Annotated in this window: 29 protein-coding genes; 10 read left to right on the forward strand and 19 right to left on the reverse strand. The window is 68.3% G+C overall.

Annotated features, from left to right (window positions below):
• Positions 1–41 precede the first annotated feature (41 nt).
• A complete protein-coding gene (gene mbp1 / locus ON20_RS09920; protein WP_051162080.1) occupies positions 42–329 on the forward strand; it encodes a microaggregate-binding protein 1 in 288 nt (95 codons plus the stop codon).
• Positions 330–611: 282 nt separating this feature from the next.
• Here the strand turns inward: mbp1 and ON20_RS09925 are convergent, their stop codons facing one another.
• From ON20_RS09925 to ON20_RS09975, 11 genes are all read right to left on the reverse strand, one after another.
• Positions 612–1,703, reverse strand: coding sequence for a PfkB family carbohydrate kinase (locus ON20_RS09925; RefSeq protein WP_157228770.1), 1,092 nt, complete (start codon positions 1,701–1,703; stop codon positions 612–614).
• Positions 1,700–2,242 (reverse strand): D-sedoheptulose-7-phosphate isomerase, encoded by a 543-nt coding sequence (locus ON20_RS09930; protein ID WP_040834849.1) that lies wholly within the window; start codon positions 2,240–2,242, stop codon positions 1,700–1,702. The genes ON20_RS09925 and ON20_RS09930 overlap by 4 nt, the downstream gene beginning before the upstream one ends.
• A gap of 74 nt (positions 2,243–2,316) precedes the next feature.
• Positions 2,317–2,907, reverse strand: coding sequence for an HAD family hydrolase (locus ON20_RS09935; RefSeq protein ID WP_051162084.1), 591 nt, complete (start codon positions 2,905–2,907; stop codon positions 2,317–2,319).
• Between the two features lie 84 nt (positions 2,908–2,991).
• Positions 2,992–3,999 (reverse strand): glycosyltransferase family 9 protein, encoded by a 1,008-nt coding sequence (locus ON20_RS35660; RefSeq protein WP_040834820.1) that lies wholly within the window; start codon positions 3,997–3,999, stop codon positions 2,992–2,994.
• Positions 3,996–5,027, reverse strand: coding sequence for a glycosyltransferase (locus ON20_RS35665; RefSeq protein ID WP_086008952.1), 1,032 nt, complete (start codon positions 5,025–5,027; stop codon positions 3,996–3,998). The genes ON20_RS35660 and ON20_RS35665 overlap by 4 nt, the downstream gene beginning before the upstream one ends.
• Positions 5,028–5,089: 62 nt before the next feature.
• Positions 5,090–5,848: a metallophosphoesterase family protein gene (locus ON20_RS09950; protein ID WP_051162086.1), complete on the reverse strand. Its 759-nt coding sequence runs from the start codon at positions 5,846–5,848 to the stop codon at positions 5,090–5,092.
• A 27-nt stretch (positions 5,849–5,875) separates the two neighbouring features.
• A complete protein-coding gene (locus ON20_RS09955; RefSeq protein ID WP_051162092.1) occupies positions 5,876–6,151 on the reverse strand; it encodes a BON domain-containing protein in 276 nt (91 codons plus the stop codon).
• Complete coding sequence (locus tag ON20_RS09960) at positions 6,152–6,775, reverse strand: nucleotidyltransferase family protein (RefSeq protein WP_051162094.1); 624 nt, start codon at positions 6,773–6,775, stop codon at positions 6,152–6,154. It lies immediately after the preceding gene.
• 90 nt (positions 6,776–6,865) lie between these two features.
• A complete protein-coding gene (locus tag ON20_RS09965; protein WP_051162096.1) occupies positions 6,866–7,594 on the reverse strand; it encodes an SDR family oxidoreductase in 729 nt (242 codons plus the stop codon).
• 67 nt (positions 7,595–7,661) lie between these two features.
• Positions 7,662–8,948, reverse strand: coding sequence for a glycosyltransferase (locus tag ON20_RS09970; protein WP_040834821.1), 1,287 nt, complete (start codon positions 8,946–8,948; stop codon positions 7,662–7,664).
• 70 nt (positions 8,949–9,018) lie between these two features.
• Entirely contained in the window at positions 9,019–9,249 is a 231-nt protein-coding gene (locus ON20_RS09975; RefSeq protein WP_040834822.1) for a DUF6480 family protein, read from the reverse strand.
• A gap of 407 nt (positions 9,250–9,656) precedes the next feature.
• Between ON20_RS09975 and ON20_RS09980 the strand changes: the two genes are divergently transcribed.
• Positions 9,657–11,765, forward strand: coding sequence for a catalase (locus ON20_RS09980; protein ID WP_040834823.1), 2,109 nt, complete (start codon positions 9,657–9,659; stop codon positions 11,763–11,765).
• A gap of 171 nt (positions 11,766–11,936) precedes the next feature.
• Here ON20_RS09980 and ON20_RS40950 read toward each other — a convergent pair whose 3' ends face one another.
• The 4 genes from ON20_RS40950 to ON20_RS10000 all read right to left on the reverse strand — a co-directional run bounded on the left by ON20_RS40950 (position 11,937) and on the right by ON20_RS10000 (position 14,839).
• Positions 11,937–12,461 carry a CDGSH iron-sulfur domain-containing protein gene (locus ON20_RS40950; protein ID WP_438803399.1) on the reverse strand — a complete coding sequence of 175 codons (525 nt, stop codon included), beginning with the start codon at positions 12,459–12,461 and terminating at the stop codon, positions 11,937–11,939.
• Entirely contained in the window at positions 12,442–13,092 is a 651-nt protein-coding gene (locus ON20_RS09990; protein WP_040834856.1) for a HemK2/MTQ2 family protein methyltransferase, read from the reverse strand. The genes ON20_RS40950 and ON20_RS09990 overlap by 20 nt, the downstream gene beginning before the upstream one ends.
• A gap of 5 nt (positions 13,093–13,097) precedes the next feature.
• Entirely contained in the window at positions 13,098–14,099 is a 1,002-nt protein-coding gene (locus ON20_RS09995) for an iron-containing redox enzyme family protein (RefSeq protein ID WP_040834824.1), read from the reverse strand.
• 125 nt (positions 14,100–14,224) lie between these two features.
• Positions 14,225–14,839 carry a flavodoxin family protein gene (locus tag ON20_RS10000; protein WP_083864805.1) on the reverse strand — a complete coding sequence of 205 codons (615 nt, stop codon included), beginning with the start codon at positions 14,837–14,839 and terminating at the stop codon, positions 14,225–14,227.
• 487 nt (positions 14,840–15,326) lie between these two features.
• On the opposite strand from ON20_RS10000, the gene ON20_RS10005 reads away from it, so the two are divergent.
• From ON20_RS10005 to ON20_RS10025, 5 genes are all read left to right on the forward strand, one after another.
• Positions 15,327–15,623: an STAS domain-containing protein gene (locus ON20_RS10005; RefSeq protein ID WP_051162098.1), complete on the forward strand. Its 297-nt coding sequence runs from the start codon at positions 15,327–15,329 to the stop codon at positions 15,621–15,623.
• Between the two features lie 115 nt (positions 15,624–15,738).
• The gene (locus tag ON20_RS10010) at positions 15,739–16,419 is read left to right on the forward strand and encodes a PAS and ANTAR domain-containing protein (protein WP_040834859.1); all 681 of its coding nucleotides are present in this window, start codon (positions 15,739–15,741) and stop codon (positions 16,417–16,419) included.
• A gap of 91 nt (positions 16,420–16,510) precedes the next feature.
• Positions 16,511–17,011 carry an anti-sigma factor gene (locus ON20_RS10015; RefSeq protein WP_245547150.1) on the forward strand — a complete coding sequence of 167 codons (501 nt, stop codon included), beginning with the start codon at positions 16,511–16,513 and terminating at the stop codon, positions 17,009–17,011.
• The gene (locus ON20_RS10020) at positions 17,001–17,816 is read left to right on the forward strand and encodes a SigB/SigF/SigG family RNA polymerase sigma factor (RefSeq protein ID WP_040834826.1); all 816 of its coding nucleotides are present in this window, start codon (positions 17,001–17,003) and stop codon (positions 17,814–17,816) included. The genes ON20_RS10015 and ON20_RS10020 overlap by 11 nt, the downstream gene beginning before the upstream one ends.
• A gap of 68 nt (positions 17,817–17,884) precedes the next feature.
• Positions 17,885–19,069, forward strand: coding sequence for a glycosyltransferase family 9 protein (locus ON20_RS10025; RefSeq protein ID WP_051162099.1), 1,185 nt, complete (start codon positions 17,885–17,887; stop codon positions 19,067–19,069).
• Positions 19,070–19,090: 21 nt separating this feature from the next.
• Here the strand turns inward: ON20_RS10025 and rfaE2 are convergent, their stop codons facing one another.
• The 3 genes from rfaE2 to ON20_RS10040 all read right to left on the reverse strand — a co-directional run bounded on the left by rfaE2 (position 19,091) and on the right by ON20_RS10040 (position 22,006).
• Positions 19,091–20,698: a D-glycero-beta-D-manno-heptose 1-phosphate adenylyltransferase gene (rfaE2, locus tag ON20_RS10030; protein ID WP_083864807.1), complete on the reverse strand. Its 1,608-nt coding sequence runs from the start codon at positions 20,696–20,698 to the stop codon at positions 19,091–19,093.
• A gap of 3 nt (positions 20,699–20,701) precedes the next feature.
• Positions 20,702–21,376: a UdgX family uracil-DNA binding protein gene (locus tag ON20_RS10035; RefSeq protein WP_040834828.1), complete on the reverse strand. Its 675-nt coding sequence runs from the start codon at positions 21,374–21,376 to the stop codon at positions 20,702–20,704.
• Between the two features lie 195 nt (positions 21,377–21,571).
• Positions 21,572–22,006, reverse strand: coding sequence for a PaaI family thioesterase (locus ON20_RS10040; protein ID WP_051162102.1), 435 nt, complete (start codon positions 22,004–22,006; stop codon positions 21,572–21,574).
• An 87-nt stretch (positions 22,007–22,093) separates the two neighbouring features.
• On the opposite strand from ON20_RS10040, the gene ON20_RS10045 reads away from it, so the two are divergent.
• Together ON20_RS10045 and ON20_RS10050 are read left to right on the forward strand one after the other, a co-directional pair.
• Positions 22,094–22,573, forward strand: a complete 480-nt coding sequence (locus ON20_RS10045; protein WP_040834829.1) for a winged helix-turn-helix transcriptional regulator — start codon at positions 22,094–22,096, stop codon at positions 22,571–22,573.
• A 55-nt stretch (positions 22,574–22,628) separates the two neighbouring features.
• Positions 22,629–23,243: a ricin-type beta-trefoil lectin domain protein gene (locus tag ON20_RS10050; protein ID WP_040834830.1), complete on the forward strand. Its 615-nt coding sequence runs from the start codon at positions 22,629–22,631 to the stop codon at positions 23,241–23,243.
• A gap of 442 nt (positions 23,244–23,685) precedes the next feature.
• Here ON20_RS10050 and ON20_RS36230 read toward each other — a convergent pair whose 3' ends face one another.
• Positions 23,686–23,841: a hypothetical protein gene (locus ON20_RS36230; protein WP_157228771.1), complete on the reverse strand. Its 156-nt coding sequence runs from the start codon at positions 23,839–23,841 to the stop codon at positions 23,686–23,688.
• A gap of 465 nt (positions 23,842–24,306) precedes the next feature.
• Here ON20_RS36230 and ON20_RS10060 point away from each other — a divergent pair.
• A partial coding sequence (locus ON20_RS10060) for a condensation domain-containing protein (protein WP_040834869.1) occupies positions 24,307–25,943 on the forward strand: 1,637 nt, incomplete at its 3' end.

Genomic DNA, 25,943 nt, shown 5'->3' on the forward strand with positions numbered 1-25,943 from the left:
CCGGTATCCGAGCGAACAACCGATCTTTCGGAGGTGGAATCGTGGCCGAGCAGAAGAGTGGTCCTCAGGAGGGGCTGGAAGGCGCTGTGGAAGGCGCGAAAGGCAAGGCCAAGGAGGTCGCGGGTGCGGTCCTCGGTAGGGAGGGACTCCGTCAGGAGGGTAGGACCCAGCAGGACAAGGCCGAGTCCCAGCGGACCGCCGCCCAGAAGGAAGCGGAGGCCGAGAAGGCGCGCGCGGAGGCCAATGTGGACGAACGCCGGCAGCGCGCCCAGCAGGACGCCCCACAGCAGGGAGAGACGGTTACTCCCACGCCGAGGCAAGGGCGGTGACCAAGCGAACGTAGCGCGCTGGCCTCCGCGTTCAGGCGGAGGCCAGCGCATCTGGCATAGTCCTGGACTGTCGCCGCCGGGCCGGTGGAGACATAAACGCCTGCGGAGCGGACGTAAGACTGTAAAAGGTCTGCCTTTTCAGCTGTCTGCGGTGAAACAGGAAACCCGACTCGTGAGGGTTGGAATCCTCTCCCTTCAGGGAGGGGAGGAGGTCAATCACTCGCGTGAACACGAACGGCGGATATGCCGGTCCTCGCCGGTGACACGGTGGTGGTCGACGGATCACCCGACCCGGGTGCCTGCGGGACCGGCCGTCGTGTGTGGCCGTGCGCTCGCGGTTGTCATACCGCGCGATCGTACGGCGGAGTGCTCGTCCGGGGAGATCTCCGGCACCGCGATGGAGGCGGCGGCTCCGCCCGCGACGAACTCCGCGGCGGTCGAGACCGCACGCAGTACCGCCTGCTCGGTGTCGGTGCCCGCGGCCAGGGCGGCCGCCGCGGCTCCGGCGAATCGGTCGCCCGCACCGCAGGTGTCCCCCTCGGATCCCACGCGCAGTTCGGCAGGTACCGGGAAATGCCGAGGAGCGGTCTGCCCCTGCCGGTACAGCACGGCACCGTCGGCGCCCAGGGTGATCGCAACGGCATCGGCCGACCACCGCTCGGTGAGTTCCCGGGCGCGATCGCCGAACCCCTCCCGGTCCGGCACCAGCCGTTCCGCCTCGATCCGGTTGGGAACGACCAGGGCGGCGCCCGGTACCGGATCGGGGCCGTGCGGATGCGGATCCCAGATCAGCGGGATCTGCGCGGCACGGGCCGTCAGCAGGGTGCGCAGGTGCGGATGGTCCGCGGTCCCGCGGCCGTAGTCCGCCACCAGAATCGCATCGGCCGCGTCCAGTGCGGTGCGCACCGCGTCGGGCAGCGGACCGTCGGTGACCCGACCGGTACCGGAATCCAACCGGGTGATCGGGGTGAGCATCTCGCGACCGCCCGGGCCGGCCCACGGGCCGATCGCACGCACCCGTTCCTTGCACACTGTTCCCCCGGTGAGCGGAAGCGCTACGACACCGACCGTGCCGTCCGGTCGTAGCGGGCCGGTCGGTGGGGAACCGCTCGGCACGGCGCCGTTCAGCAGCGTGCGCAACCGCCGGCCTGGTTCATCGTCCGCGAACCCGCCGATCAGGACGGTTACCGCGGTCTCGGAAACGGTCAGCAGCGCCGCCAGCCCGGCCCCGCCGGGGCGGTGCGCCCGCCCGACGACGTCCACCACCGGCACGGCCGCGTCCGGGCTGCGGCGGTCGGCGCGGCCCTCGACCTCGATATCGAGGAAGACGTCGCCGACCACCACTACGTGACCGGGCGGCGCGCTCCAGGTCACGAACCCCCCTCCAGCGCCTCGTCCAATACGTCGCACAGCGCGTGGACCAGCACGAGATGTATCTCCTGTACCGTCGGGACATCGGCGCCCTCGATCGCAATGGCGTCGTCGCAGAGCGCGGCCAGCGGATTCGGTGACGGGCCGGTGAGCGCCCAGGTGAGCATTCCGATCTCCTGTCCGGTCTTGGCGGCGGCGACGACATTGGCGCTGGCGCCACTGGTGAACAGGGCTATCAGCACATCGCCGGCTCGCCCGTGCGCGCGCAGTTGCCGGGCGAACATCTCCTCGGGCCCGTGATCGTTGACGATGGTGGTGGTGCTGGAGGTTTCGGCGTGCAGTGCGATGGCCGACAGTGGTTGGCGTTCGTGGCGGAATCGTCCTGTGAGCTCAGCGGTCAGATGCTGGGCCTCGGCCGCGCTGCCGCCGTTGCCGCTGGCGAAGAGCCTGCCATCGTGCTGATATACCCGCGCCAGCTGGTCCCCCCAGATATTTATCCGCGCGCAGGCGGGGCGCAGGTTACCGTCCAATGCGGCCCGCAGCGCCTCGAAATGCTCTGTCGGTCCGGCGGCAGGGCGGCGGGAACGGTCCGGGCTGTCCGGTGCGTCCTTGGTGCTCACAGTGGCTGCTCCTTCCTCTGCGCGCCCTCGAGGGCGAGACTCACCGCCGCAGTGAGATCGGGAGCGACCGCGGCGTACCGTTCGGCATGGGCGATCTCGCCCGCCCGGGTGCGGGAGGTGGGCACCAGCACCGCCGCGGCACCGGCCGCGAGCGCCGCCTCGACATCGGAACCGATATCCCCGATCACCACGCACTGGCGCGGCTCGACCCTGAGCGCGTCGGCGGCGGCGAGCACCAGCCCCGGTGCCGGTTTGCGGCAGCCGCATCCCTCGTCGCGACCGTGGGGACACACCTGCCAGGTGTCGAACGGTCCGAGCAGCTCCTCGACCCGCGCCTGCACGGCAGCCAGCCGCATCGGCGTGATCCGGCCCGACGCCACCCCGGACTGATTGCTCACCACTCCCGTCCGCACCCCCGCGCGGTGCAGCCGACGCAGCTGCGAGCGCGCCCCCGGGACCGGGCGGACCAGGTTGGGATCGGACAGATAGGGGATATCGGTGATCAGGGTGTCGTCACGGTCGAGCAGGACCACGGCAGGGCGGGACCGCGGTAAGCGGAGCCCGCCGGTGTCGCAGTTCCTGCTCATGCGGGCGTGATGCCCGGGGAGAAGTACTTGAAACCGCTTCCTTGCTACTTCTTCACACCCTGTTACTTCTCCTCGGTAACGGAATCAGCCGGGGGAATCGAGGAGTTTCTCCACCGCCTCCACCACGGCGTCCGGCGAGATCCCTTCCAGGCACGGGTGTCCGGCAACCGGGCACTCGCGGGCACGGGTGTCGGCGCAGGCAGCGTGCTGATCGCCGAGCAGGACGACGGGAACGCCGTAGGGCGCCCAGCGCTGGGCGGGCACGACGGGCGCGAACAGGGAGACCACCGGCGTGTCGACCGCGGCCGCCAGATGGGCCGTGGCGGTATTGGGGGCCACGACGACCCGGGCATCGCGCAGCACGGCCGCCAGGCTCGGCAGATCGGTGGCCCCGCCGAGGTCGACACCGTCCGTTCCCGCGACGGCCTTGGTGAGCGCGCATTCCGACGAGGCCCCCGTCACCAGCACCCGGTGGCCCGCGGCGCGCAGGGCGGAGACCACTTCCCGACAGCGGTGCGCGGACATCCGCCGCGCGGGCGCCGCGGAGCCCGGGTGCACCACAATGTAGCCGGGCGGCCCGGTCATGGCGCGCACGTCGGGCAGGTTGGCGCGGACCCGCAGCCGGTCATCGCGGCCGGGGTATCCGGCCGCGGCCGCCAGCGACAGCGCCCGGACGGGTTCGGGCATATCGTCGTCGACGCGGTGTCGCACGTCCAGCAGCGACCCCGGATAGTCGGTGGTGATCGCCGCGATCCGCGGGATTGCGGCCATCCGCAGGATCAGCGCCAACGGCAGCGGCGACTGATGGAACGAGGTGAAGATGAGCGCCTCGTCCACGCGGTAGGCGGCGATGATGGCGCGCAGTTCGTCCACCGCCGCGGCGGTGACCGGTTGCGGTTCGAAGTCGACCCACCCGGCGTGGAATACGAGGACCCGGTCGACGCCGGGCAGAAGTTCGGCGGCGTCCCGGCCCCGTGGGCCGGCCAGGAATGTCACGTGGTCCGCCTCTTCTGCGACGGCGCGCACGGCCGGACCGGTTATCAGGACGTCGCCCGCACTGTCCAACCGAGCGACGAGCACGTGTCGGGTCACGACCGTACCGGCCGCTCGGCGGCGAGTCCGGTGAGCAGCCGATCCCAGCTGTCGGTGAACCTGTCGATCCCGAAATTGGCGTGCGCCCAGTGCCGCGCCGCTCTCCCCGCCGCCTCGGCGAAGAACGGCTCGTGCACGAACTGCCGGATACCTTCGGCCAGCACCTCCGGTTCCGTCGATATCACACCCGCCTCGGTCGGGATGGATGCCGGTGCCTCGGTGGTGCCCACCGCCACGATCGGCATACCGAGGTACATCGCCTCGATCACCGACAGTCCGAGCGAAGTCCACCGCGGAGTGTGCACGAATACGCGGCGCCGGGCCAGTTCGACGTACAAGTGCTGCTGTTCGTGGTCGCCCGCGCCGTACACCCGTTCGGGGGTGGTGCCCACGGCCTGATGCAGGTTCTCGGTGCCCATCCCGAAAACGTCGATCGGTGCCGCCTGCGACAGGGGGGCGAGGAGGTCGGTGCCGGTGATCCGCCACCGCCGCACCGGTTCGTTGATGATGGACGCCGCTCGCGGCAGTTCGCCGCTGTAGCGATGGCCCGGGTCGCGCATTCCGTGCGGAATCACCGTGACCGGCGCCCGCCCGTTGTCCCACATCAGCCGATTGAACTGGGTGACGTGGACCAGCAGGATATCGGAGCGCTCGGCCAGCGGGTGCCGGCTCAGCGCGGCATGTTCGCGCGGGGTGCTGTGCTCGACGAATACCGCGGGTAGGTCGACGCCCGGTGTCCGGCCCAGCCATTCGCGCGCCAGCTCCAGTTCCCGGGGCCGTTGCAGTACCACGACGTCGACGTGTTCGTGTGCCAGCGCGCTCGGTGCGACCTCGCGGGCGGTATACGGCCACGGACGGCCGCACCGTCCCAGTGCCCATTCGTTGCTCTCCGGATACTTCGGGTCGGTGGGCAGCAGATAGTTGTGTCCGCCCTGCACGAACGAGGTCATCCAGGAGCCGTGCGCATGCCAGACGAGCACGTTCAGCGCGCGCCCATCCGGTGGGGTCCGGTTCGCTGCAGCTTCCATGGGCGGCGTATGCCCTCGAATCGAGCTCCGAAACGGGATCGTGGGATCGGGTGTCCGCGAGTTCATCCCGACAGCACCTTTTCCTCGCGCACCTGCCGCTGCCGGTCGTGCTGCGGGTGCAGTTCGTACACCGCGAAGGCGGTGCGGATGACCGGTTGGGCGACATTGCGGACCCGGATACCCCCGGGGGTAGTGCCGCGTTCGGTGCCGGCGTGCGCGTGCCCGTGCACGGCGAGGTCGACATTGTGCTCGTCGATGGGCTCGCCCAGCAGATACGAACCCAGGAACGGGTATATCTCGCGGGGTTCGCCGTGCAAGGTGTCGCTGACGGGGGCGTAGTGGGTGAGCACGATCGTGATATCGGTGTCCAGGCCCGCCAGCGCACGGTCCAGGGTCTCGGCCAATTCGAGGGTATGCCCGGCGAATTCGCGCATCAGCGGCTCCCCGAACACGCTGGCGCACTTACCGGCGAAACCGCCACCGAAACCTTTTGTGCCCGCGATGCCCAGGGTCTGTCCGTCGACCTCGATCGTGGTGGCGGTGCCCTCGAGTACGGTGATGCCGCACGATTCGAGCTGGTCGATCATCTCGGACTCGGCGTCGCTGTGGTAGTCGTGGTTGCCGAGCACCGCGACCACCGGGACGCCGACATCCGCGAATTCGGTGGCCACCACCTCGGCCTCGGCCGGGGAGCCGTATCTGGTCAGATCACCGGCCAGCAACAGCACATCGGCCCGGTCCGGTAGTTCCCGCAGCGCGGGCCGCAGCAGCCCACGCGAATCGGTACCCAGGTGGACGTCCCCGACCGCTGCGATCCGCATCTGCCAATTCCTTTCGCTCGCCTGTGCTCACCGGAGGTCTTCGCTCTCTTCCGGGCAGAGGACCCCGGTGACGTGGACATCGTTGTGGATCCGCGCCTTCGGCAGGATCTCGTGCACCACGTCCTCCAGCGCGTTTCGCCGCTGCACCGTGCTCACCTCGCCGTCGAGCGCCACCACGTCCCCGCGGATACGCACCCGTACACCCTGTTCCGCGGTGCGCGGGTCCTCCGCCAGGGCGCGGTGCAGTGCGGCGGCCACGTACTCGGGTGGGCGGTTTGTGGGTCGATCAGAGATACCGGGCATCTACTCCACCTTTCCTGGGGACGCCGCCGCCGGCGCCGGTCGTGAGGGCTTTTCGCGTGTATCGTCCGTCGCCCGGGTGTCGGCGATACCGAGGTCGTCGACCAGGCCGAGGAATGCCCGCGCATAGGGCGAATGCTCCGTCTGCGCGCGTACCGCCGGCCAGTCCACCTGTTCGCGCAGATCGCGGGATATGCGCAGCAGGGGGCTGAGATCGAGCCGGTGGGCGTCGAAGACCAGTAGTTTGTCGACCAGCAGGTCGGTGGCGTCCACCACCGGCGCCACGGTCGGGCCGACGCGCATGACCTCGGCGCGGTCCAGCAGGGCGTCGTCGACCTCACGATTGTTGGGGCGGTGGATGATATCGATCAGGGTGTCGCCGTCGTATGCCTTGGTCAGCCAGTCCTCGGCCGCGTCGGCGATACGCAGACCGGCCTTGGCCAGTTCGCTGCGGGCGCGAGGGCAGTCTTCGGGTTTGACGAACAGGTCGACGTCGTGGTCCGAGGGCGGCCCGCCGCGTGCGTACACCGCGCAGCCGCCTGCAACCGCGAAACGGATCCCGTTGTGTGTCAGCGCGTTCGCGGCGCGGGTCAGAGCATGCAACAGCTGCTCGTTGGTCGGGACCATACCGCTCGGCTACCCGCAACCGTGGCCGTTAATCAGCGCCGGCGGCCCGGGCCCCGCCCCCCACGGCGTGGACTGCCTCGACGGCGGCGCTCACGGCCACGAAGATTCCGTTTCGTGGCACACCACCATTTCCCGCACCTGACAACCGGGCGGCTGGGTCATGGCGAATACCACGGCAGCGGCGACATCGGCGGGTTTGTTCAGGCGCACGTCCGGCGGCGGCCGATACTGCGCCGGGCGGCCGTCGAAGAACGAGGTGTCCATACCGCCGGGCACGAGCAGTGTCACACCGATCTCGCCCGCGGTTTCGGTCGCCAGCGCGCGGGTGAAACCCACTACCGCGAATTTGGACGCGCAATAGGCGGTCGCGTCGGGTAGCGCTTTCAATCCGAGGGTGGAGGCGCAGGTGACCACGGTGCCGTGCCGGGCACGCAGGGTCGGCAGGGCGGCCCGCACCACCGCTGCGGTGCCGAACAGATTCACCCGCACCCCCCGTTCCCAGTCGTCGACGGGCACCTCGTCCAGTTTTCCGCAGGAATCGATGCCGGCCGCGGTGAACACCGCGTCGAGCCGGTCGCCACAGCGTTCGATCAGGGCGGCGGTGGCGCGGGCGGCAGCGCCGGAATCGGCCAGGTCCGCCTTTTCCCAGTCCACCCCGGCCGTGGGCTCGACCCGATCGATGACCAGCGGGGTCCCGCCCGCGCGGCGGACGGCCTCGACGGTGGCCGCCCCCAGGCCGGAGGCGCCGCCGGTGATCAGGACGGTGCCCGGTTGGCGTGGGGCGTTCGGTACGGCGGTCGATTCGTGTGGTTCGCGCACGGTGCTCCTCTGCTCGTCGGGATCAGCTCGGGATCTCTGCTGTTCGGTTCGCCGTTCGCGGACGCGGTCAGGGCTCGGCCGCGACGGGGGCCGAACGAGTGGGAGCCGCTTGTCGATAGATCTCCAGGGTGTCGTCGGCGACCCGATCCCAGGAGTAATGGGTGCATGCCCGTCGGCGTCCGGCCGCGCCCATGGCCTGTCGGCGGGCCGGATCCTCGAGCAGGCAGGCCAGCGCCCGTGCCACCGGCGCGGGTTGCGGGGCGACGTGGAGGCCGGTGATATCCGCGGTCACGGTGTCGAGCATGCCGCCGACCGCGCCGGCCACTACCGGAACACCGCAGGCCATTGCCTCCAAGGGCACCATGCCGAACGGCTCGTACCAGGGAGTGCACACCACGATGTCGGCCGACCGCAGCAGTTCGGGCATCCGGGCCCGCGGAACCCGACCCAGCAGCCGGACCCGGTCGGCGACCCCCGATTCGGCCGCGATCCGGCGCAGCCGGTGCATCTCGACATCCTCGTTGCTCTCCGGCACCCGGGGCGCATCCGCCGGGAGAATCGCCGCATGATCGGGCTCGTTCACGGAAACGGTATCCATATCCGCTTCGGTTCCCGCGCACCCACCGGCGATCAGCAGTTCGGTGTCCGGCAGGTGCCGCAGCGCGCGGATGGCGGTGTCGAAACCCTTGCGCGGTACCGGCCGCCCGATCGACACCAGACGGTGGCGCCGGCCGCGGGGGGCGGCCGGCCCGTCCGGGGTGAACAGCGCCAGGTCCACCCCGCACGGCACCACCGACACCCGGCCCCGCGGCACGCCCATCCGGCCGAGTTCGGACACCTCGTCGCGGCTGGTGGCGATGATCCGGTCGGCTCGGGCGGCGATCAGGCGTTCGAACTTGATCCGGCTCGCGGGGCTGGTATCGGCGGCGCCCTGGTATCGGCGTTTGACCGAGCCCAGGGCGTGGAAGGTGAGTACCACCGGAATATCGAGGCCGCGGACCGCGAGTTCACTGGCCATCCCCGACATCCAGAAGTGCGCGTGCACGATATCCGGCGGCTCGGCCGACCACCGTCTGCGCAGGAAACCCGCGAAATCGCCGAGATGCGGCAGGATATCGTCCTTGGGGATGGGTTCCGGGGGGCCGGCGGGCACATGCACCACGCGGTAGCCCGCGCCGGTCACCACCTCCGTATCGGTCACCGAGTCGTCACGGCGGGTGTAGACCGTGACATCGTGTCCACGCCGCGCACAGGCGGCCGCCAGCTCGCCCACGTGCACGTTCTGTCCGCCGGCGTCCACACCGCCCAGGGGGGCGAGCGGATTGGCGTGCTCGGAAACCATGGCGATTTGCACGAGGTCCTCCCTTCTGACCGTGGCCTTCCGGCCGGAGCCGTTCCGGCCGGGGCGGCCGGGGCGGCGGTGATCACCAGATCGAGGCGATAAGCGCGACCGCCACCGCCAGGAACACCGCCACCAGCACGACCACCACGACCATGGCGAGCACGCCGGTGCGTGGGAAATGGTGCCTGGTCTCGGGTTCGGGCGCGGACAGTCCGGAGGTCTGCGGGGTATCGGACGGCGTCGAGCCCGGAGGCACTCCGCCGCCGGGCTCCAGGTCGGGGGTTTTGGCCGGGTCGGGATCCATCGATGACATATCGGCTCCCTACTGGCCGTCGTTCGCCGGCATCTCGGGGTTGTTCGGTCGTTTTCCGGTCATCTTGCGATAGAGGATGTCCGCAGCGACCAACACCACGAGGGCGATGATCACTAGTAGCTCCATGTGCCGCGCATACCCGCTTCTGCCTCCGTCAATCGGGTGAGCGCTCGATGGTTTCCCATGTCGTCCGGTCGAGGTCGAGGGACCTGTTCGTCGAGTCGGGTTTACCGCGATCGGAGGCGGGAAGCCGCCGGAACGGGAGCGGGTGAAAACCCGAACAGCCGGTGACCCGGGAGGGCAGGACCCGAGAAGAAAACCATCGCGTGAGCGAGGAGGACAGCGTGGACCGAATTTCCGAGCAGACATCGGGTACGCCCGCCGCGTCGGACGGGAGTCGCCGGCCGGTGGGCGGGGACCCGAGCGGCGGTGAGGCCAAACAGCGTCAGTTGGATCCGCACCGCCAGGACCGCGAAAGCGGTTATCTGACGACACAGCAAGGGGTGCGGGTGGACCACACCGACGATTCGCTGACCGTCGGCGAGCGTGGGCCCACCATCCTCGAGGATTTCCATGCCCGGGAGAAAGTCACCCATTTCGACCACGAGCGCATACCGGAACGGGTGGTGCACGCCCGCGGTTCGGGCGCCTACGGCTATTTCCAGCCCTACGACAACTGGCTCGGTGAGTACACGGTCGCGAAATTCCTCACCGACCCGACGGTGCAGACCCCGGTTTTCGTGCGGTTCTCCACCGTCGCCGGCTCGCGCGGTTCGGCCGACACGGTGCGCGATGTCCGCGGATTCGCTACCAAGTTCTATACCGAACAGGGTAATTACGACCTGGTCGGCAATAATTTCCCGGTCTTCTTCATCCAAGACGGCATCAAGTTCCCGGATTTCGTGCACGCGGTCAAACCCGAACCGCATAACGAGATCCCGCAGGCCCAGTCCGCGCACGATACGCTCTGGGATTTCGTGGCCGAGCAGCCGGAGACACTGCACGCGATCATGTGGCTCATGTCCGACCGCGCGCTGCCGCGCAGCTTTCGGATGATGCAGGGATTCGGGGTGCACACCTTCCGGCTGGTGAACGCCGAAGGGCGGGGTACCTTCGTGAAGTTCCACTGGAAGCCGCGCCTGGGTGTGCATTCGCTGCTGTGGGATGAATGTCAGCAGGTGGCGGGCCGTGACCCCGACTACAACCGGCGGGACCTGTGGGAGAATATCGAGCTGGGCAATTTCCCGCGCTGGGAACTCGGGGTGCAGTTGGTGCCCGAGGAGCAGGAATTCGATTTCGATTTCGACCTGCTCGACTCCACCAAAATCATCCCGGAGGAACAGATACCGGTGCGGCCGGTGGGAGAACTGGTGCTCAACCGCAACCCGGACAACTTCTTCGCCGAGACCGAACAGGTCGCCTTCCACACGGCGAATGTGGTGCCGGGTATCGATTTCACCAACGATCCTCTGCTCCAGATGCGCAACTTCTCCTACCTGGACACCCAGCTGATCCGGCTCGGCGGGCCCAACTTCGCGCATCTGCCGGTGAACCGCCCGCTGGCCGATGTGCGCACCCAGCAGCAGGACGGCTACAGCCGGCACGATATCCCGCACGGCGAGGCGTTCTACACGAAGAACACCATCGGCGGCGGATGCCCGGCCCTGGCCGATGAAGGTGTCTTCCGGCACTACACCCGCCGGGTCGAGGGCGATACGATTCGCGCCCGGAGTGAGAGCTTCAAGGAGTACTACCGGCAGCCGCGCATGTTCTGGCGCAGTATGTCCGAGCCGGAGGCGGAGCACATCGTATCGGCATTCGCCTTCGAACTGGGCAAATGTCGGCGTGTGGAGATTCGCGCCCGGATATTGGATCAGTTGGTTCGCATCGATCCCGACCTGTCGACCCGGGTCGCGGAACAACTCGGCCTGCCCGCACCGGACCCCGTGCCGGTGGACGATGTGCCGATCTCACCGGCGCTCTCGCAGCTGAACGCCCCGCCGCGGACCATCGCCACCCGCAAGATCGCGGTCCTGGCCGCCGATGGAGTGGACGTCGAGGGGGTGGAGCGGTTGCGCGCGGCGTTGGGCGAACGCGGCGCGACGGTGGAGGTCCTTGCCGGCCACGGCGGCGAGCTGAGCGGTGCCGACAGCGGCGGCCTGGCCGTGGACAAAACCCTGGCCACCATGGCGTCGGTGCTCTACGACGGAGTGATCGTGGCCGGCGGACCGACCGCGGCCCGCACCATGGCCGACGACGGTCCCACGGTGCACTTCGCCACCGAGGCGTACAAGCACGCCAAACCGGTGGGCGCCATCGGGGCGGGCGTGGAGGTGCTGCGTGCGGGCGGGATCGTCACCGAGATCCCGCTCGGGGAATCCTTTGCCGATACCAACGGGGTCGTGGCGAATGCAGGGGAGGGCTCGCAGGTATCCGACCGGTTCGTCGAATCGTTCGCCCTGGCGCTGCAGAACCATCGGGTCTGGCAGCGTGAGACCGCCACCATTCCCGCCTGAGTGGGGTGAGCGCACCTGTTCGCGCGGGTGGGCGACTCGGTGGAGTCGCCCACCCGCGCGACGTGCGGGCGGACAGTCCGCGAAGTAGCCGATGTCCGGGGCGGTGCCCCGGACGGCCGCACTCGCGGCCGAGGCGCGGCCGCCCGGGTGCCCGGCGGCATCCGAGTCCCCTCAGTCCGTCGGCGCCGCCCGGTCGCCGCTCGACCGCCGACACCGACGGTGGCTGGTATCGCACAGCGGGTAGGTGCGTGAGCGTTTACACAGGCAGATGGCCACCAGGAAACGGTCCGAGCGGATCGTGGTGCCGTCGGGAGTGATCAGCTCGACCGGACCTTCGACCAGCGCGGGGCCGTCGTCGGTGAACCTGATCCGGGTGGGTTCCGCGGTCGAATTCTCCATGCGGTCCCCGCCGGAGTCCGGTTCGATCCGGTTCCCCTCCCACGTCGTGCGGCCACGATCCGACGCCGGACCGGCCCGTTCCGGCCGCGGTCGGTTCCGGTCCGTCCTCATATGCCCTTCATCCGCCGAGTGATCCCGATCCCACGCCGGATGGGCCTCGGGCCGTGTGGCCGTGCCCTCGCCCTCGGCGGTGTCCCGCGGTCGGGCGTGGTCGTCCCGGACACAGGTGTCGTCCACGCCGTGGACCGCGCCCGGTGCGCGCAGAACGGCCAACAGCTCATCGGGGTCGATCGGCACGGATCACCACCAACTCCTCGTATTGCTGTTCCGGGTGGATGAGGCCCGTGGCCCGCAGCCAGGCCCGACGGCGGCGCATCACCGGCCCGAAGGGGATCGTCGCGCGCGCCACCACGGTGGCCTTCAGCCCGCCCGCCCGCAGCTGGTCGAGGCTGGTGTCGGTGCCGGAGATCGCGGAATGCACGATCAGGGCTATCCCGCGGCTGCCGAGGACGCGCGGGATCATGGCGCACAGCGGATCGAGGACGGCCCGGCCATGTCGTCCCGCGTCCCAGGCCCGGGCCGCTCGACTCGTCGGCGTCGGATAGGCGGACGGGACATACGGCGGATTGGCCAGGACCACATCGAAACTGCGGTCCCCGACGATACGGGTGACATCCCCACACAACAGTTCCAGCCGGATACCGCGTACCCGGCTGTTGAGCCAGGCGGAGGCCACCGCGGCCCGCGACATGTCCACCGCGGTCACGGCGTCCGCGCCCGCCCGCGCGGCATGAATGGCGAGCGCACCGGTACCGGTGCAGGCATCCAGTACGTGCGCACCGGTCGGCAGTGTCGCCTCGGTCATCGCTCGCGCCAGCAGCCAGGTATCCGGCTGTGGGCGGTACACCCCGGGAGCTCGTACCAGCATGTGCCTCACCGTCCCACCGTGCGCAGCGAAGCGGTGCCGGCCCGCCAGCACCGCAGCATCGCGTCGGCGCAGCGGTCCTCGAGCAGATCGGTCGCCTGGATGCCGAACACCACCGAGGCGGCCAGTTCGGGTTCGCGGGCGAGCAAGTCGGCGATCACGTCCCGGCGCACGACCTGCTCGTGTACGGCGTCGGCCGTCACGTGCTCGCGGTAGAACCGCAGACAGGCCGAATGCGCCCGCAACCGTTCGAGCGCCTCGACCATGAGCCGCGACGCGGGTGGGGAGGTGATCTCCACCGAGGCGAAATGACCGACCACCGCGCCGCGCAGCGATCGATGCAAACCGAACAGTGACATCATGTCGACCAGGGTAAGCATCGGTGCGGGCACGATATCCAGATAGTGCAAATAGCTCTCGTCGAGGCCGGCGCCGTGCAGCAGGTCGGCGTACAGGCGTGCGTGCACCCGATCACCGCGGCCGCCGCCATACTCGTCGAATTCGACCGCCACCAGCCCGGCCTTCGCCTGACCGCGCAATCGCGGGATCACCCAGGCGACCGGATCGGCCTCCTTGTGGTGGTAGATCGAGCGGTGCACGAAGTACTCGCGCATCTGCCACCAGGTGCCCTCATCGCGCAGCCACCGGGGTACGCCGCCCACGGCCGGGACGGTGAGCAGCCGGTCGAGTTCGGCGTCCACATCGTCGCCTCCGGGCACATCAGCGCGCAGTGCCGCCAGGAAACGCCGCTCGAGTTCCGTCCGCAGTCGCAACAGACCGATATCCCACTCCCAGTCGGCGTCCACTCCGTCGAAGCCCTGGTAGTGCAGTTCGTAGCAGGTGTGCAGGGTGAGATGGAAATCCTCGCCGTAGGGATCGAGGTCGTCGGGCGGCTCAGGGACGGGCCGGCCCGGTTCGCTCGACAGCAGTTCCACCAGTTCTGCCGACAGCGGACCACGAGGCAGGGGTAAGCGCGCGGCCCGGGTGCCGACGGAGAGCGTCTCGGTCATGGATACACCTCCTGGCGACCGCATACCCCCGTTGCTGCAAGGCAATCGACCACCCTGCGGCGCGAGCGGGACGCCGCCCTCGGGCGATGGGGCACCACGCTCGTCCCGGGCGGCTCGCCCCGGACTCATTCGGGCGGCGCGGGGTACTGCTCGGCGCGCAGCACCCGGGCCAGATGGACGGCATTGCGTGCCACGGTGGCGGTGGTGGAGGCGATGGCCTTCGGCACCTTGTCCAGATCGGTGTAGTCGACACCACTCATGGCCTCGCCGTTCCAGTAGGTCCCGCCCTGGGCCGGCACCGTGAAGCCGATATCGTTCAATGCCTGGAACAGGTCGGCGGTGATCTTGTGTGCACCGTCCTCGTTTCCGACCACCGCCGTGACGGCCACCTTGCCGAACATGGCCGGCCGGCCCGTGTCGTCGGTCTCCGACAGTTCCGCGTCGAGCCGTTCCAGCGCCCGCTGCGCCACCGACGACATATGTCCCAGCCAGGTGGGGGTGGCGACGAGCAGGATATCGGCTGCCGCGATCCGCGCCCGGATCCGCGGCCATTCGTCGCCATCGCCTTCGTCGGTGCTCACTCCCGGTCGAATATCGTGGTCGACCACCCGGATTGCCTCACCGGACACATCGTGTCGGGACAGTTCGTCGAGAACCTGCCGGGCCATGAGATCGCTACTGGATTCGGCCGGCGATTTCTTCAGCGTGCAGACCAGGGCGAGCACGGTCAGTGGGGCCATGTGACGAACCTCCGACGTCGTTCGGTGTGCCGGCCGTCATCGGCCGGTTTCCACCGCCATAGCCGTCCGGTGGCGAGACAAACCCCCGACCGCTCCCGGGCTCGCCGGCAGGGGCGAATATGACCGCAACCGGCCCGGCCTGAAGAGATAGCAGCAGGTCGGTGCCCTACGCGAAGTGAACGGGTGAGCGCGTGGTATACAGGCGAGCTTCCCTCGTGCCAGAATGGGTCCAGGTTGAAATATGCAGCCGAACCCGGAATTCGTGTGCGCTGGTCTCCGAAGCGTCGTGATGGGCGAGGCCATGTTCGCCTCGTCTGCACCATGAGCGGTTCGTCGCACACAACCGGAAACCCCCTGCCGTAGGGAAGGGTTTCATATGTCGGTAACTGCCACTGCGTATCAGCTCGAGGAACTGCGTCGGCACGAGGCGCGCGCCTCACACGCGAGTCGAATGTGGTCCCGACGAAGCGTAGATCACTCCGAGTGCGTGATCGCCCGTGTAGAAGGAGAACTGGACGCGGTCCTGCACGATGATTTGCGGGCCCTTCTCACCGGTTGTCACTCCGTCGGCTGCCGCGTGGTGGTCCTCGATCTGCGGGCCACCACTTTCATGAGTATCCGAACCGCCACGATGCTGGCGGAGGCCAAGCTCGCCGCTTGGCGTGCCGGAGTGGAGCTGCGGGTGGTCAGCGGGCGCAAAGAGGTCGAACGGGCACTGGCGGTCGCGGGAGTGCGGCACCTGTTCCGGTACTACCCGACCATGCGTGCCGCCCAAGCGGGTTGATGCCGCCGCGGTAGATCGCCGGCTACACCTGAACGCTCGCGGAGGGGTGGCGGGCGGAAGGGGCGCGGGCAGGGGGTTCGCACAAATGTCCGAGACCGTCGATAATCGAGCGGTGATGGAACATGATGCGGCCTCCGGCGCCGAGGCCGAGGTGCTCGACCGGATTATCGGGTCGGGCACCCCGCAACGGGTCGGCGCCTTCCAGTTCTGGTTCGATGGCGAGCGCTGGGAATGGTCCGCGGGTGTGGCGGATATGCACGGATACCCGCCCGAGCCGATGACGCCCAGCACCGGTCTGCTGTTGAGCCACAAACACCCCGATGACCGGGAGCAGGTGGCCAGCGCACTGGCCAAATCCATCGCCAATGCCGAGCCGTTCTGTAGTAGTCACCGCATTGTGGACACGCACGGCGATACCCGCAACGTCATCGTCGTCGCCGACACCATGACAGACGAGCAGGGCACCGTCGTCGGTACCGCGGGCTACTACGTGGACGTCACCGAGGCGCTGGAAGAACACCGCAAGGAGACACTGCACGGAACCCTGCCGCAGCTGTACGCATCCCGAGCCGTGATCGAACAGGCCAAGGGCGCGCTGATGCTCGTCTACGGTATCAACGCCGACCAGGCGTTCCGGGTGCTGATCTGGCGCTCCCAGGAAACCAACATCAAACTGCGTGTTCTGGCGGAGCAGTTGGTTTCCGAAATGGGTTCGCTCGAACACGCCTCGCACGCCCTGCGCACCGAGTTCGACCATTTGCTGCTGACCGTGCACGAGCGCGTCCCCGGGGACTGATCGGACGACACCGGGTTTCGGTGTCGTGCCCCGGGGTAAGTGCGCATGTGACAATCGCCGACGAGCAATACCGACAACAACGGCGTCACCGATGGCCCCGGTGTTCGTCCGGGCCGACGCCCCGACCGCCGTGGGCGGGAGGCAGAACAAGGTGGTGGTGGGTATGGTGGATCGTGTCGCGGAATCCGCGGACACGACAACGATAGGAGTGCGGGTACCGGCCAGGCTGGAACAGTTGGTCATGTTGCGCGCGCTGGCGGAGACGGTCTCCTTGATCGCCGATTTCGGACTGGACGAAGTGACCGATATTCGGCTCGCCTTGGACGAGGTGGCCACCTCGTTGATCGTCGATGCCGCCCTGGGCACCGCCCTGGGGTGTGATTTCACCTACAACGACCACCGTATGACCGTGCATGTGACCGCGACTGCGGTTTCCGATTCGCTGCAGCACCAGGAGAGCTTCGGCTGGCATATCGTGCGGACCTTGACCCGCTCGGTCGAGGTGGTTCAACAACCCTATGACGCAGTGGCAGGTGGTTATCCGACCGATGTCGAATTCACCTGGGCCAGAGGAGGATCGGATGGTGGATGAAGGACCACGGGTAGATCCCGGGCCTTCGCGCCGCCATCGCGGCAACGACAGTTACGACGATATCGAACCGCTCTTCGGCCAACTCGCCGAAGTGGCGGAGGGTGACCCGCGTCGGGCCGCGATACGCGACGAGGTGATCGACAGGTGCCTACCGCTGGCCGAACACATAGCCCGGAAATTCGCCGGGCGCGGGGAATCGTACGACGACCTGCTGCAGGTGGCCCGGCTGGGGCTGTTACACGCCGTGGACCGGTTCGACGTCTCCCGCGGGTCGTCGTTCCTGTCGTTCGCGGTCCCGACCATTATGGGCGAGGTGCGCCGGCACTTCCGGGACAACACCTGGTCGGTTCGGGTGCCGCGACGGGTGAAGGAGATCCAGCTGACTCTCGGCCCCACCGTCGAGGCGCTGTCGCAGCGACTCGGTCGGGTGCCGCGGGCCCGGGAGATCGCCGCGGAACTCGATATCGATGTGGTGGAGGTGACCCAGGCGCTGATCGCCGGCAACGCCTATCAGACCTCTTCGTTGGATTCGACCGTCGGCGAGGACAGCGACAGCGCATCGCTGCCGCTGGTGGAGTCGCTGGGCGTGGAGGAGCCGTCCTACGGGTGGGTGGAGGACTACTTGGCGGTCGAACCGCTGCTCGAGGAACTCTCCGATCGGGAGCGTGAGGTACTGCGGATGCGGTTCTTCGAATCCAAGACACAATCCCAGATCGCCGAGCGGCTCGGAGTATCGCAGATGCATATTTCGCGCATCCTGTCCCGGACGCTCGGCTGGCTGCGCGATCAGGCGCTGCGGGACTGAACGAGCGGGCATCCCGATTCCGGGACGTCCGGTCGCCGCTGCTGTCCCGCCGTACCGAGGGAGCTTTCATGGACGTGCGACCTCATCGGCCGATAAAACCCGCCGGACCCACCGTCGGACCGCTCGGTGAGCCGTTTCCGGATGTGCGGCGGATCGCTGTGTTACGCGGTGGTGGACTCGGTGACCTGTTCTTCGCCATGCCGGCGCTGGAGGCCTTGCGGGCGGCCTACCCGGACGCCGAGATCGTGCTGCTCGGTTCCCGGCTGCACGCCCGGCTCCTGGAGGGGCGGCCGAGCTCCGTCGACGAGGTGATCGTGCTGCCGGAGGGGGGCCGCGGCGGCGCCGACCCCACCGAGCGGGATATCGAGGACTTCCGGCGCCGGGTCTGTCACCGGCCGGTGGATCTGGGCGTGCAGTTGCACGGCGGCGGCGCCTGGTCGAATCCGTTCCTGCTTCGGTTGGGGCCTCGGTTCACCGTGGGCTGCCGCGCCGAGGGCGCCGAGCCGCTCGACCGCAATGTGCCCTTCCGCTATTACCAGAACGAGACCATGCGCGCGCTGGAGGTGGTGTGCGCCGCCGGTGCGCCCGCGGTGGTGCTGGAACCGCGTATCCAGGCCACGGCCGCCGATATCGCCGTCGCCGACCGCGCGCTCGGCCCCTCGGACCGGTCGTTGGTCGCCATCCATCCGGGCGCAACGGACCCGCGCCGCCGTTGGCCGGTGAGCAGTTTCGCCTCCGTGGCCGCCGAATGTGTGGACCGCGGGCTCGATGTGGTGCTGCTGGGCGCCACGGCCGAGCTCGATCTGCTCGACAGTGTGGCCGTGGAGACGCGGGCCCGGGCCCCGCAGCGACGGGACTGCGGAGTGCGGCAATTGGCCGGGTCCGATATATCCACGCTGTGCGGAGTGCTCGCGCGCAGCACCGTGTTCGTCGGCAACGACAGCGGGCCGCGGCATCTGGCCCGGGCGCTCGACGTACCCACCGTGGGGGTGTTCTGGGTGGGCAATGTGATCAATGCCGGGCCGGTCGGCCGCACCCGGGACCGGGTGCTCATCTCGTGGCGCACCGACTGCTCGGTGTGCGGCCGTGATATCACCGACGAGACGGCGCCTCCCTGCCCGCACGACGCCTCGGTGGTCGACACGGTGTCCGTCGCCCAGGTACGGGGGGAACTGTGCGATCTGCTCTCGTCGGTCCGCACCTCGTCCGGCGACCGCGAATTCGGGCGCGTCCGGGCCGTGGACCAGATGTGACCGCTCCACGGTCAGGCCATGTCAGGCTCCCGCCACCCCCCGAGCACGGATCCGTTCGATGGTCGCGGATGTCGAATGATCGTCGAGATAGCCGAGTATGCGTACCTCACCGCCGTAACCGTGGACCACGGGTGTCTCCGGCAGCATGTCCGGTCGGTAGTCGCCGCCCTTCACGTACAGGTCCGGTTGGATGTCGCGCAGCAGCCCGACGGGCGTATCGGCGTCGAAGATCGTGACGTGGTCTACGCAGCTCAGCGCGGCCAATACGGCACAGCGATCCTGCTCCGGATTCACCGGACGATCGAGGCCCTTGAGTCGACGCACGCCCGCGTCGGAGTTGACCGCCACGATCAGCACATCACCCAGCCGTTTCGCCTCGTTCAGATACGCGATATGGCCGGCGTGGAGTACATCGAAACAGCCATTGGTGAATACGATGCGGGCCCCACCGGCCCGATGCCGGCGGACCGCGGCATGGAGTCGGGGCGGATCGAGTACCGTGTCGCCGCTGCGGTCGTGTTGTTCGCGCAATCGCGCTGACCCGCCTACCGCGCTGCCCGGCCGGCGCGCGCCGGCGGCCTGGGCCAGTTCCACGGCCGAGACCGCCGGCATACCGTCGACCAGCGCCAGGGTCAGCGTGGCGACGAAAGTATCGCCGGCCTCGGCCGAACGGCCGTTCGGGACCGGCTGGGCCCAGGTGCGAGGCGGGGGACGGGTGCCGTCGCGGTGCGGTGTCACCATCAGAACACGTGAGCCGGCGCCTCCAAACAGGCGGTCGTGATGGCGGTTGAAGAACTCTCTCCGCTTCGGCGCTCCACCGATATCCGGTGCTATCGCGGGATCGTCGGCCGAGGGTAGGTCGCGGGCATCCGCCGCTTCGTCGGCGTTCGTGCGGACCGGGTCGGGCTGCGCCCCTTGCCGGCGCACGGGATGGTGGGTGTCGACGATCAGCAGTGGAAGCCGTTCGCGGCCGGCCGCCAGGCGAGCCCCCAAGTCCTCGACGAGTGCGCCGTCGTGATCCTCGACGACCAGGGCCTGCGCTCCTGCCAAGGCGTCGTCGAGGAGGTCGAGCAGGGTCTCGGTCTCGGCGGTGCCGGCGGGAGCCGGTGCGCCCTCGTCATAGCGCAGCAGAATCCGATCGCCGGCCGCGATACGGCTCCTGGCGGTGGTGGTGCGATCCGGGCAGGTGTGAAGCCGGCTCGCATCGACACCGGCACGGTCCAACTCCGCGCGCAGGGTGGCCACGGCGGCGTCGTCACCGACCAGGCCGACCAGCCGGACCCGGGCGCCGAGTGCGGCCAGATGGGCGGCGGTGTTCGCCGCGCCGCCCGGCGCGGTCTCGGTGTATTCCATTTCGACCACCGGCACCGACGCTTCCCGAGACAGCCGATCGTCGCGTCCCCGGCGCCAGACGTCCAGGACCGCCTCACCCAGTACCACCACGATTGGATGCGTGTGGGCGATCTGTTTCACCGCCTCGGGTCCGAGATCACGCTCGGAGCCGCCGGTCGAGGTGGATACCGAACCCGCCTGCCCAGGGTCGTGCCGGTTCGCGCTCCGGGCACCGGATCCGGTGCCGTCCGCGGCCGGTTCGGTACGGTCGCCGGCCCCGCGATTCGCACCGTCCACTGTTCACCCTCCCGATCGGTCGGACTCGACGTGCGCCTGGATCCGCGCTATATCCGCCACGAACGCCCGGTATGCCGCGGGCCGGTCCGGGGACCGCAGGATCGAGGACGGGTGGACCGTGACCAGGACCCGGTAGTCCGTGGCGGGCGCTGGTACGTCGGGATCCAGATAGGCCGGGCGCCGCGGCGGGGGCATGACCCGGCCGCGGATTTCGGTGACCTTCACCGCCGGACCCAGTACCGCCTTGGCCGCCACCGCGCCCAGACACACCACGAGTTCCGGCGCCACCAGGTCCAGTTCGGCCGCCAGCCAGGCCGAGCACGCGGCCACCTCGGCCCGGTTGGGCTGCTGATGGATGCGGCGTTTTCCGCGTTCGATGAACTTGAAATGTTTGACGGCGTTGGTCAGGTACACCGTGTCGCGATCGATGCCCACTTCGTCGAGGGCCCGATCCAGGAGCCGACCGGCCGGGCCCACGAACGGGTGTCCTTCTCTGTCCTCCCGATCGCCCGGCTGTTCGCCGATCATGACGATTCGTGCCCGGTCGCGGCCCTCGCCGAAGACCGTTCGGGTGGCGTTGCGGTACAGATCGCAACCCCGGCACCCCGCCGCGGCCTCCCGCAACAGGGCGAGGTCCGCGTGCGCCGGCACGAATTCGGCCGCGCTCGGCGCGGGCATCAGAGCGCCTCGTCAGGTGAATACCGTGGCCCGGTGAGGCGATCCGGTCCGTCGGGGAACCGCTTGTCTCGCATGCCGCTCCTCCCTCCGGTTCCGCACCGCGTGAACGCGGCGAACAGTACGTCCGTTCTCGACCTACCCGGCCCCGTCACCGTGAAACGGTCGTCCGGCGGGGGCGTCCTCGGATTGAGGGGTTCAGTTCGCGAGCGGCATGTTCTGTAGCCGTACCTGCCCCCGCGCGAGCGTTTTACCGGTAGCGCTGTCTGCGATGACCACCTGCCACAGCTGCTGGGTCCGACCTTGATGCAGGGGCTCGGCCACCACCGACGCGCGGCATTCGGTCGTCGGTCGCAGGAAATCGGTCGCGTTGTGCACTCCGACCGCGAATTCGCCACGGTCCATCACCGCGGCACTGGCGCCGATACTTGCCGCGGTCTCCACGATCGTGGCGTACACCCCGCCGTGCACCACGCCCCACGGGGTGTGATGGTCGGGGCCGAGGTCGACATGGCCGGACACACTCGTCGCCGAGAGTTGGTCCACCACGAATCCGCTCGCGGCGACGAAACGTCCGGCGTCGGTAAGGTCCACGCTCGGCAATTGCCGCGAGGACTTCGGGGAATCGGGCATGGGATGCTCCTTCATCTGACTTTCGATATAGTAGTTAGGTATGGTTGACCGCTGCCTGTCAAACCTGAAGTCAGATACGCTTGCCGTATGGAGTGGCTCGAATACAGCACCGCCAACTGTTCGGTTCAGCGCACGCTGGACATTATCGGGGACCGCTGGACGATGATCGTCCTGCGCGAACTGTTCAACGGCGTGCACCGCTTCGAGCAGATACGGCAGCACTCCGGAATCTCGGAATCGGTGTTGTCCAACCGGCTGGGCAAACTCGTCGACGCGGGGATCCTCGACGCGGTGCCCTACCGGGAGGCAGGCAGCCGAACCCGCCGAGAGTACCGACTCGGTGACAAGGGCAGAGACCTCTACCCGATCCTGCTCGCCTTGCTGCAATGGGGAGACAAATACTGCGCCGATCCGGAAGGCCCGTCGCTTATCGTCGCACACCGCGACTGCGGCCAACCCGTAGAGGTGGTCGTTCGCTGCCATGGCGGGCACGACCTGGACGGACCCCGCCAGGCAGAGGCCCACGCCGGACCCGCGGCCCGGCGCGGAGCCCATCTTCGGAGGTGACGGCCTCGAATCCAGTGAAGTACGTGCGGATCGATCACTGAGATGAGGAGGTCGTATGCGTAAGAAGCCGGCCGTCGCCACGGTGCTGGCCCTTACCGCGGCGGCGAGTGTTCTGCTGACCGGGCCCGCTGCGGCGCAACCGGACAATGGCAGTGGACCGGGTTTTCTCGCCATGGGGTTTCCCGACGGCGAATTCTCGATCGTCGACGAGGAGTCCGGACTGTGCCTGACCTCTCGGGCGGGCGAGGTGGTCGAGCGCGGAGACGGCCGGGAGTACGGCCGGCGCCGCGATCGGTCCACCCACACTCTCAATCCGACCGTTCACGCCCGCGCCTGCGACGGTTCGGACCGGCAGCGCTGGTACTTCGACACCAGTGGGGCCGGCACCTATTCCGAGGGACGCTATTTACTGGTCAACACGGTCAAAGAAGGCACCCGAGGTCGCTTCGCCCTGACCTACCGGCGCGATCTCTTCGGTTCGCGGGCCGATGTCGCTCTCGTGGGAGTCGGGTCGAACAACGCCCTGGCGTGGCAATCCGAGGACGGCTACATCTTCGAGAGGGGCCGGCCCCGTTCGGTGATCGCCTACGTTCCCGACGGTGGAAAGCCGATCATGGCCGCCCGCGGCAGCAGTGCACACCAACGCTGGCGGTTCCTGGCTGCCGAGTAGCCCACCCGCGGTGACGGTAGCTCTCGCCGGTCGCTGTCGACGCGGCACGCGCCGCCGGTCATACGGGAGCCGTCGCGTACCTACACCTGCCGGCGAAGGCGACCCAGGGCGGACACATCATCATGTCGGCTGCCCACGCGGCTCGGGCATTCGAGCTCTATGCCGGCGACAACCGTGACGTCGGTACCGACTACATCGAGAAGGCAACCGGTCTGGCCGGCTCCATTGTGGTGGATGTCCTGATGCGGTACCCGAAGGCTCCGAGCGGCCGCGGCCGGATGGGAGAGCTGGGGCGGAGGCCGGACGTATCGTTACGGCAGCTCGCGGCCAACGGTTGCCCGGTGATCGCTCTGAACGGCTCCGGTCGGCCGGCGGGACCGGCGTGTCGGGGCCATTACCGTTCAGAGTGGGCAGCTCGGAGGGCGAGTCGGCATACCGCCTGTCATACGGTCTGTTTCGCCCACGCGGCGAATTCGGAGCGGCGTTCCCGGTCCGGGTCGTTCGGGGCGATGATCGCCCGCGCGGCGGCGCGGGTCGCGTACTCGACCGGTTGCTCGGCGGCGTGGGTGGGACCGTCGGACAGTAGGCGGGCCGACAATCGTGACGGCCGGTGTGGGCCTGTCGTATTCGTAGGCGAATCGGGTCGGTGGCCGGTAGTGCGTCGCTTCCGAGGCAGATGGTGATCCGGTCGTCGGTGTGGGTGGCGGCGGGCGCGGGTTCCGTCGGAACCCACGAGTATCGGCGGCATGTCGACCGTCGGTGCCAGGGCGATCTCGGTGTGGTCGGGAAGTGTTGTGGTCCGGCATGTCACCGGCTCCGGCCGGACCGTGAGTGCCTCATCGGGGAGTCGACCCCCGTTCGGTGAACGACGCGCCCGGGCGCGTGGACCGATCACATCGAGCTGCTCGGTATCTGTATCGGGGGGTATACGCAAACGAACCAGTCGGCATAGAATATCGTCATAGAACATTGTAATAATACGTGGTCGGGGTCTGGAGGGAAGGCCATGACCGTTCCGCGACCGCAATTCCATCCCCATCCGGGATCGAGTGCCGTACGGAACGTGTCAGCAACACAGCCGGTGCCGTTGTCCGCTGGGCAGCGGGGACTGTGGCTGGCGCAGCAATTGAGCCCCGACGTACCGATATGCGAGGCGCAGTACATCGAGCTTCGCGGGGATCTGGATGTCGACCTGCTACGTAAGGCGTTGATTCAAGCGGCCCTCGAGTTCCAGTCGGGATATCTGCGGCTGGTAGAGGTCGACGGTGAGCCGTATCAGTTGTTCGACCCGTCGCTGAAGTCGACGGGGGCGGTGCTCGATATGCGGGCCGAACCGGACCCCATGGCAGCGGCCTTGCAGTGGATGCACCGAGAGAGCACCGCACCGCTGGATATCACTCGGGATCGGTTGATCGCGTCGGGCCTGCTGCAGGTCGGGGACCGACACTATTTGATGTACAGCAGGATTCACCATATCGCCTTGGACGGCTACGCGGCGATGATGATGGTGAATCGTGTCGCGACCCTGTACACGGCGGCAGTGCAGGGCCGGACACCGGAGCCGAACCGGGCGGCGGACCTGAGGACTCTCTACGAGGCCGACCGTGGCTATCGGGAATCGAAGCGGTTTGCCGATGACAAGGCATACTGGGTGGGCAGGCTCGCAGACGTCGACGGCGACGGGACCAGCCTGGCCGCCGGATGCGCGCCGCCGTGCGCGGACAGTGTGGTCGCAATGGCCGAACTGTCTACGGCGACAGTAGGACGGATCGCTGATTCCGCGCAAGTGTTGGGCGCGAGCCCGGCCGCGGTGGTGATCGCCGCGTTCGGATGTTATCTGGCCCGGATGACCGGACAGGACGAGATTCTCGTCGATATTCCCGTGTCAGGCCGCACAACGGCCGTGCTGCGCAGGTCCGGAGGGGTTTTCGTCAATGTCGCGCCGCTTCCGATCTTACTCGGTACCGGGGACACGGTCCAGACGCTGGTACGGCGGGTGCAGTCCGACCTGGTGGGCGTGTTACGGCACCAGCGGTGCGGCCTCGCCGATATTCGCGCCGCCACCGGACACAGCCGAGAGCGGCGGTTCGCAGGGCCGGTGGTGAACGTCATGTTCTTCCCTCAGGCGATCCAATTCGGTTCGCTGATCGGGGAATTCCATATTCTCAGCTCGGGGCCGGTCGAGGATTTGCTTGTCGACCTGTACCAGACCGGAGACCCGCCACGGACGATCCTGCACCTTCTGGCCAATCCCAATCTTTACACCGGCCCCGAATTGACCGCGCACGAAACCAAATTCATGGAGTTCCTCGACGCGTTCGCCGCCGCCGCGCCGAGCACTGATCTCGGGTGGGTTCACCCCGACAGTGCCCGCGAAGCTGCCCGGAACCGGAGCCGCCGTGAGGATCTCGCATTCTGGCGCGCCGCGCTCGCAGACCTTCCGACGGAGCTTCGTTTGCCGGTGGACCGGCCACGGCCGGCGGTGGCGTCGCATCGGGGTGCCACGCTCACCTCCACGGTGGACGCGAAATTGGTCGGGTCGCTGGAGGGATTCGCACGCCGGCACGATTCGTCGCTTTTCATGGTGGTCCACGCCACGCTGGCGATTCTGTTCGCTCGAATGAGCGGCAGCAGTGACATCCCGATCGGCACACCGATCGCTGGACGCGGGGCAGCCCAATTCGACGACGCGGTCGGCGC

The organism is Nocardia brevicatena NBRC 12119, from assembly GCF_000308495.1.
GTDB classification, from domain to species: Bacteria; Actinomycetota; Actinomycetes; order Mycobacteriales; family Mycobacteriaceae; genus Nocardia; species Nocardia brevicatena.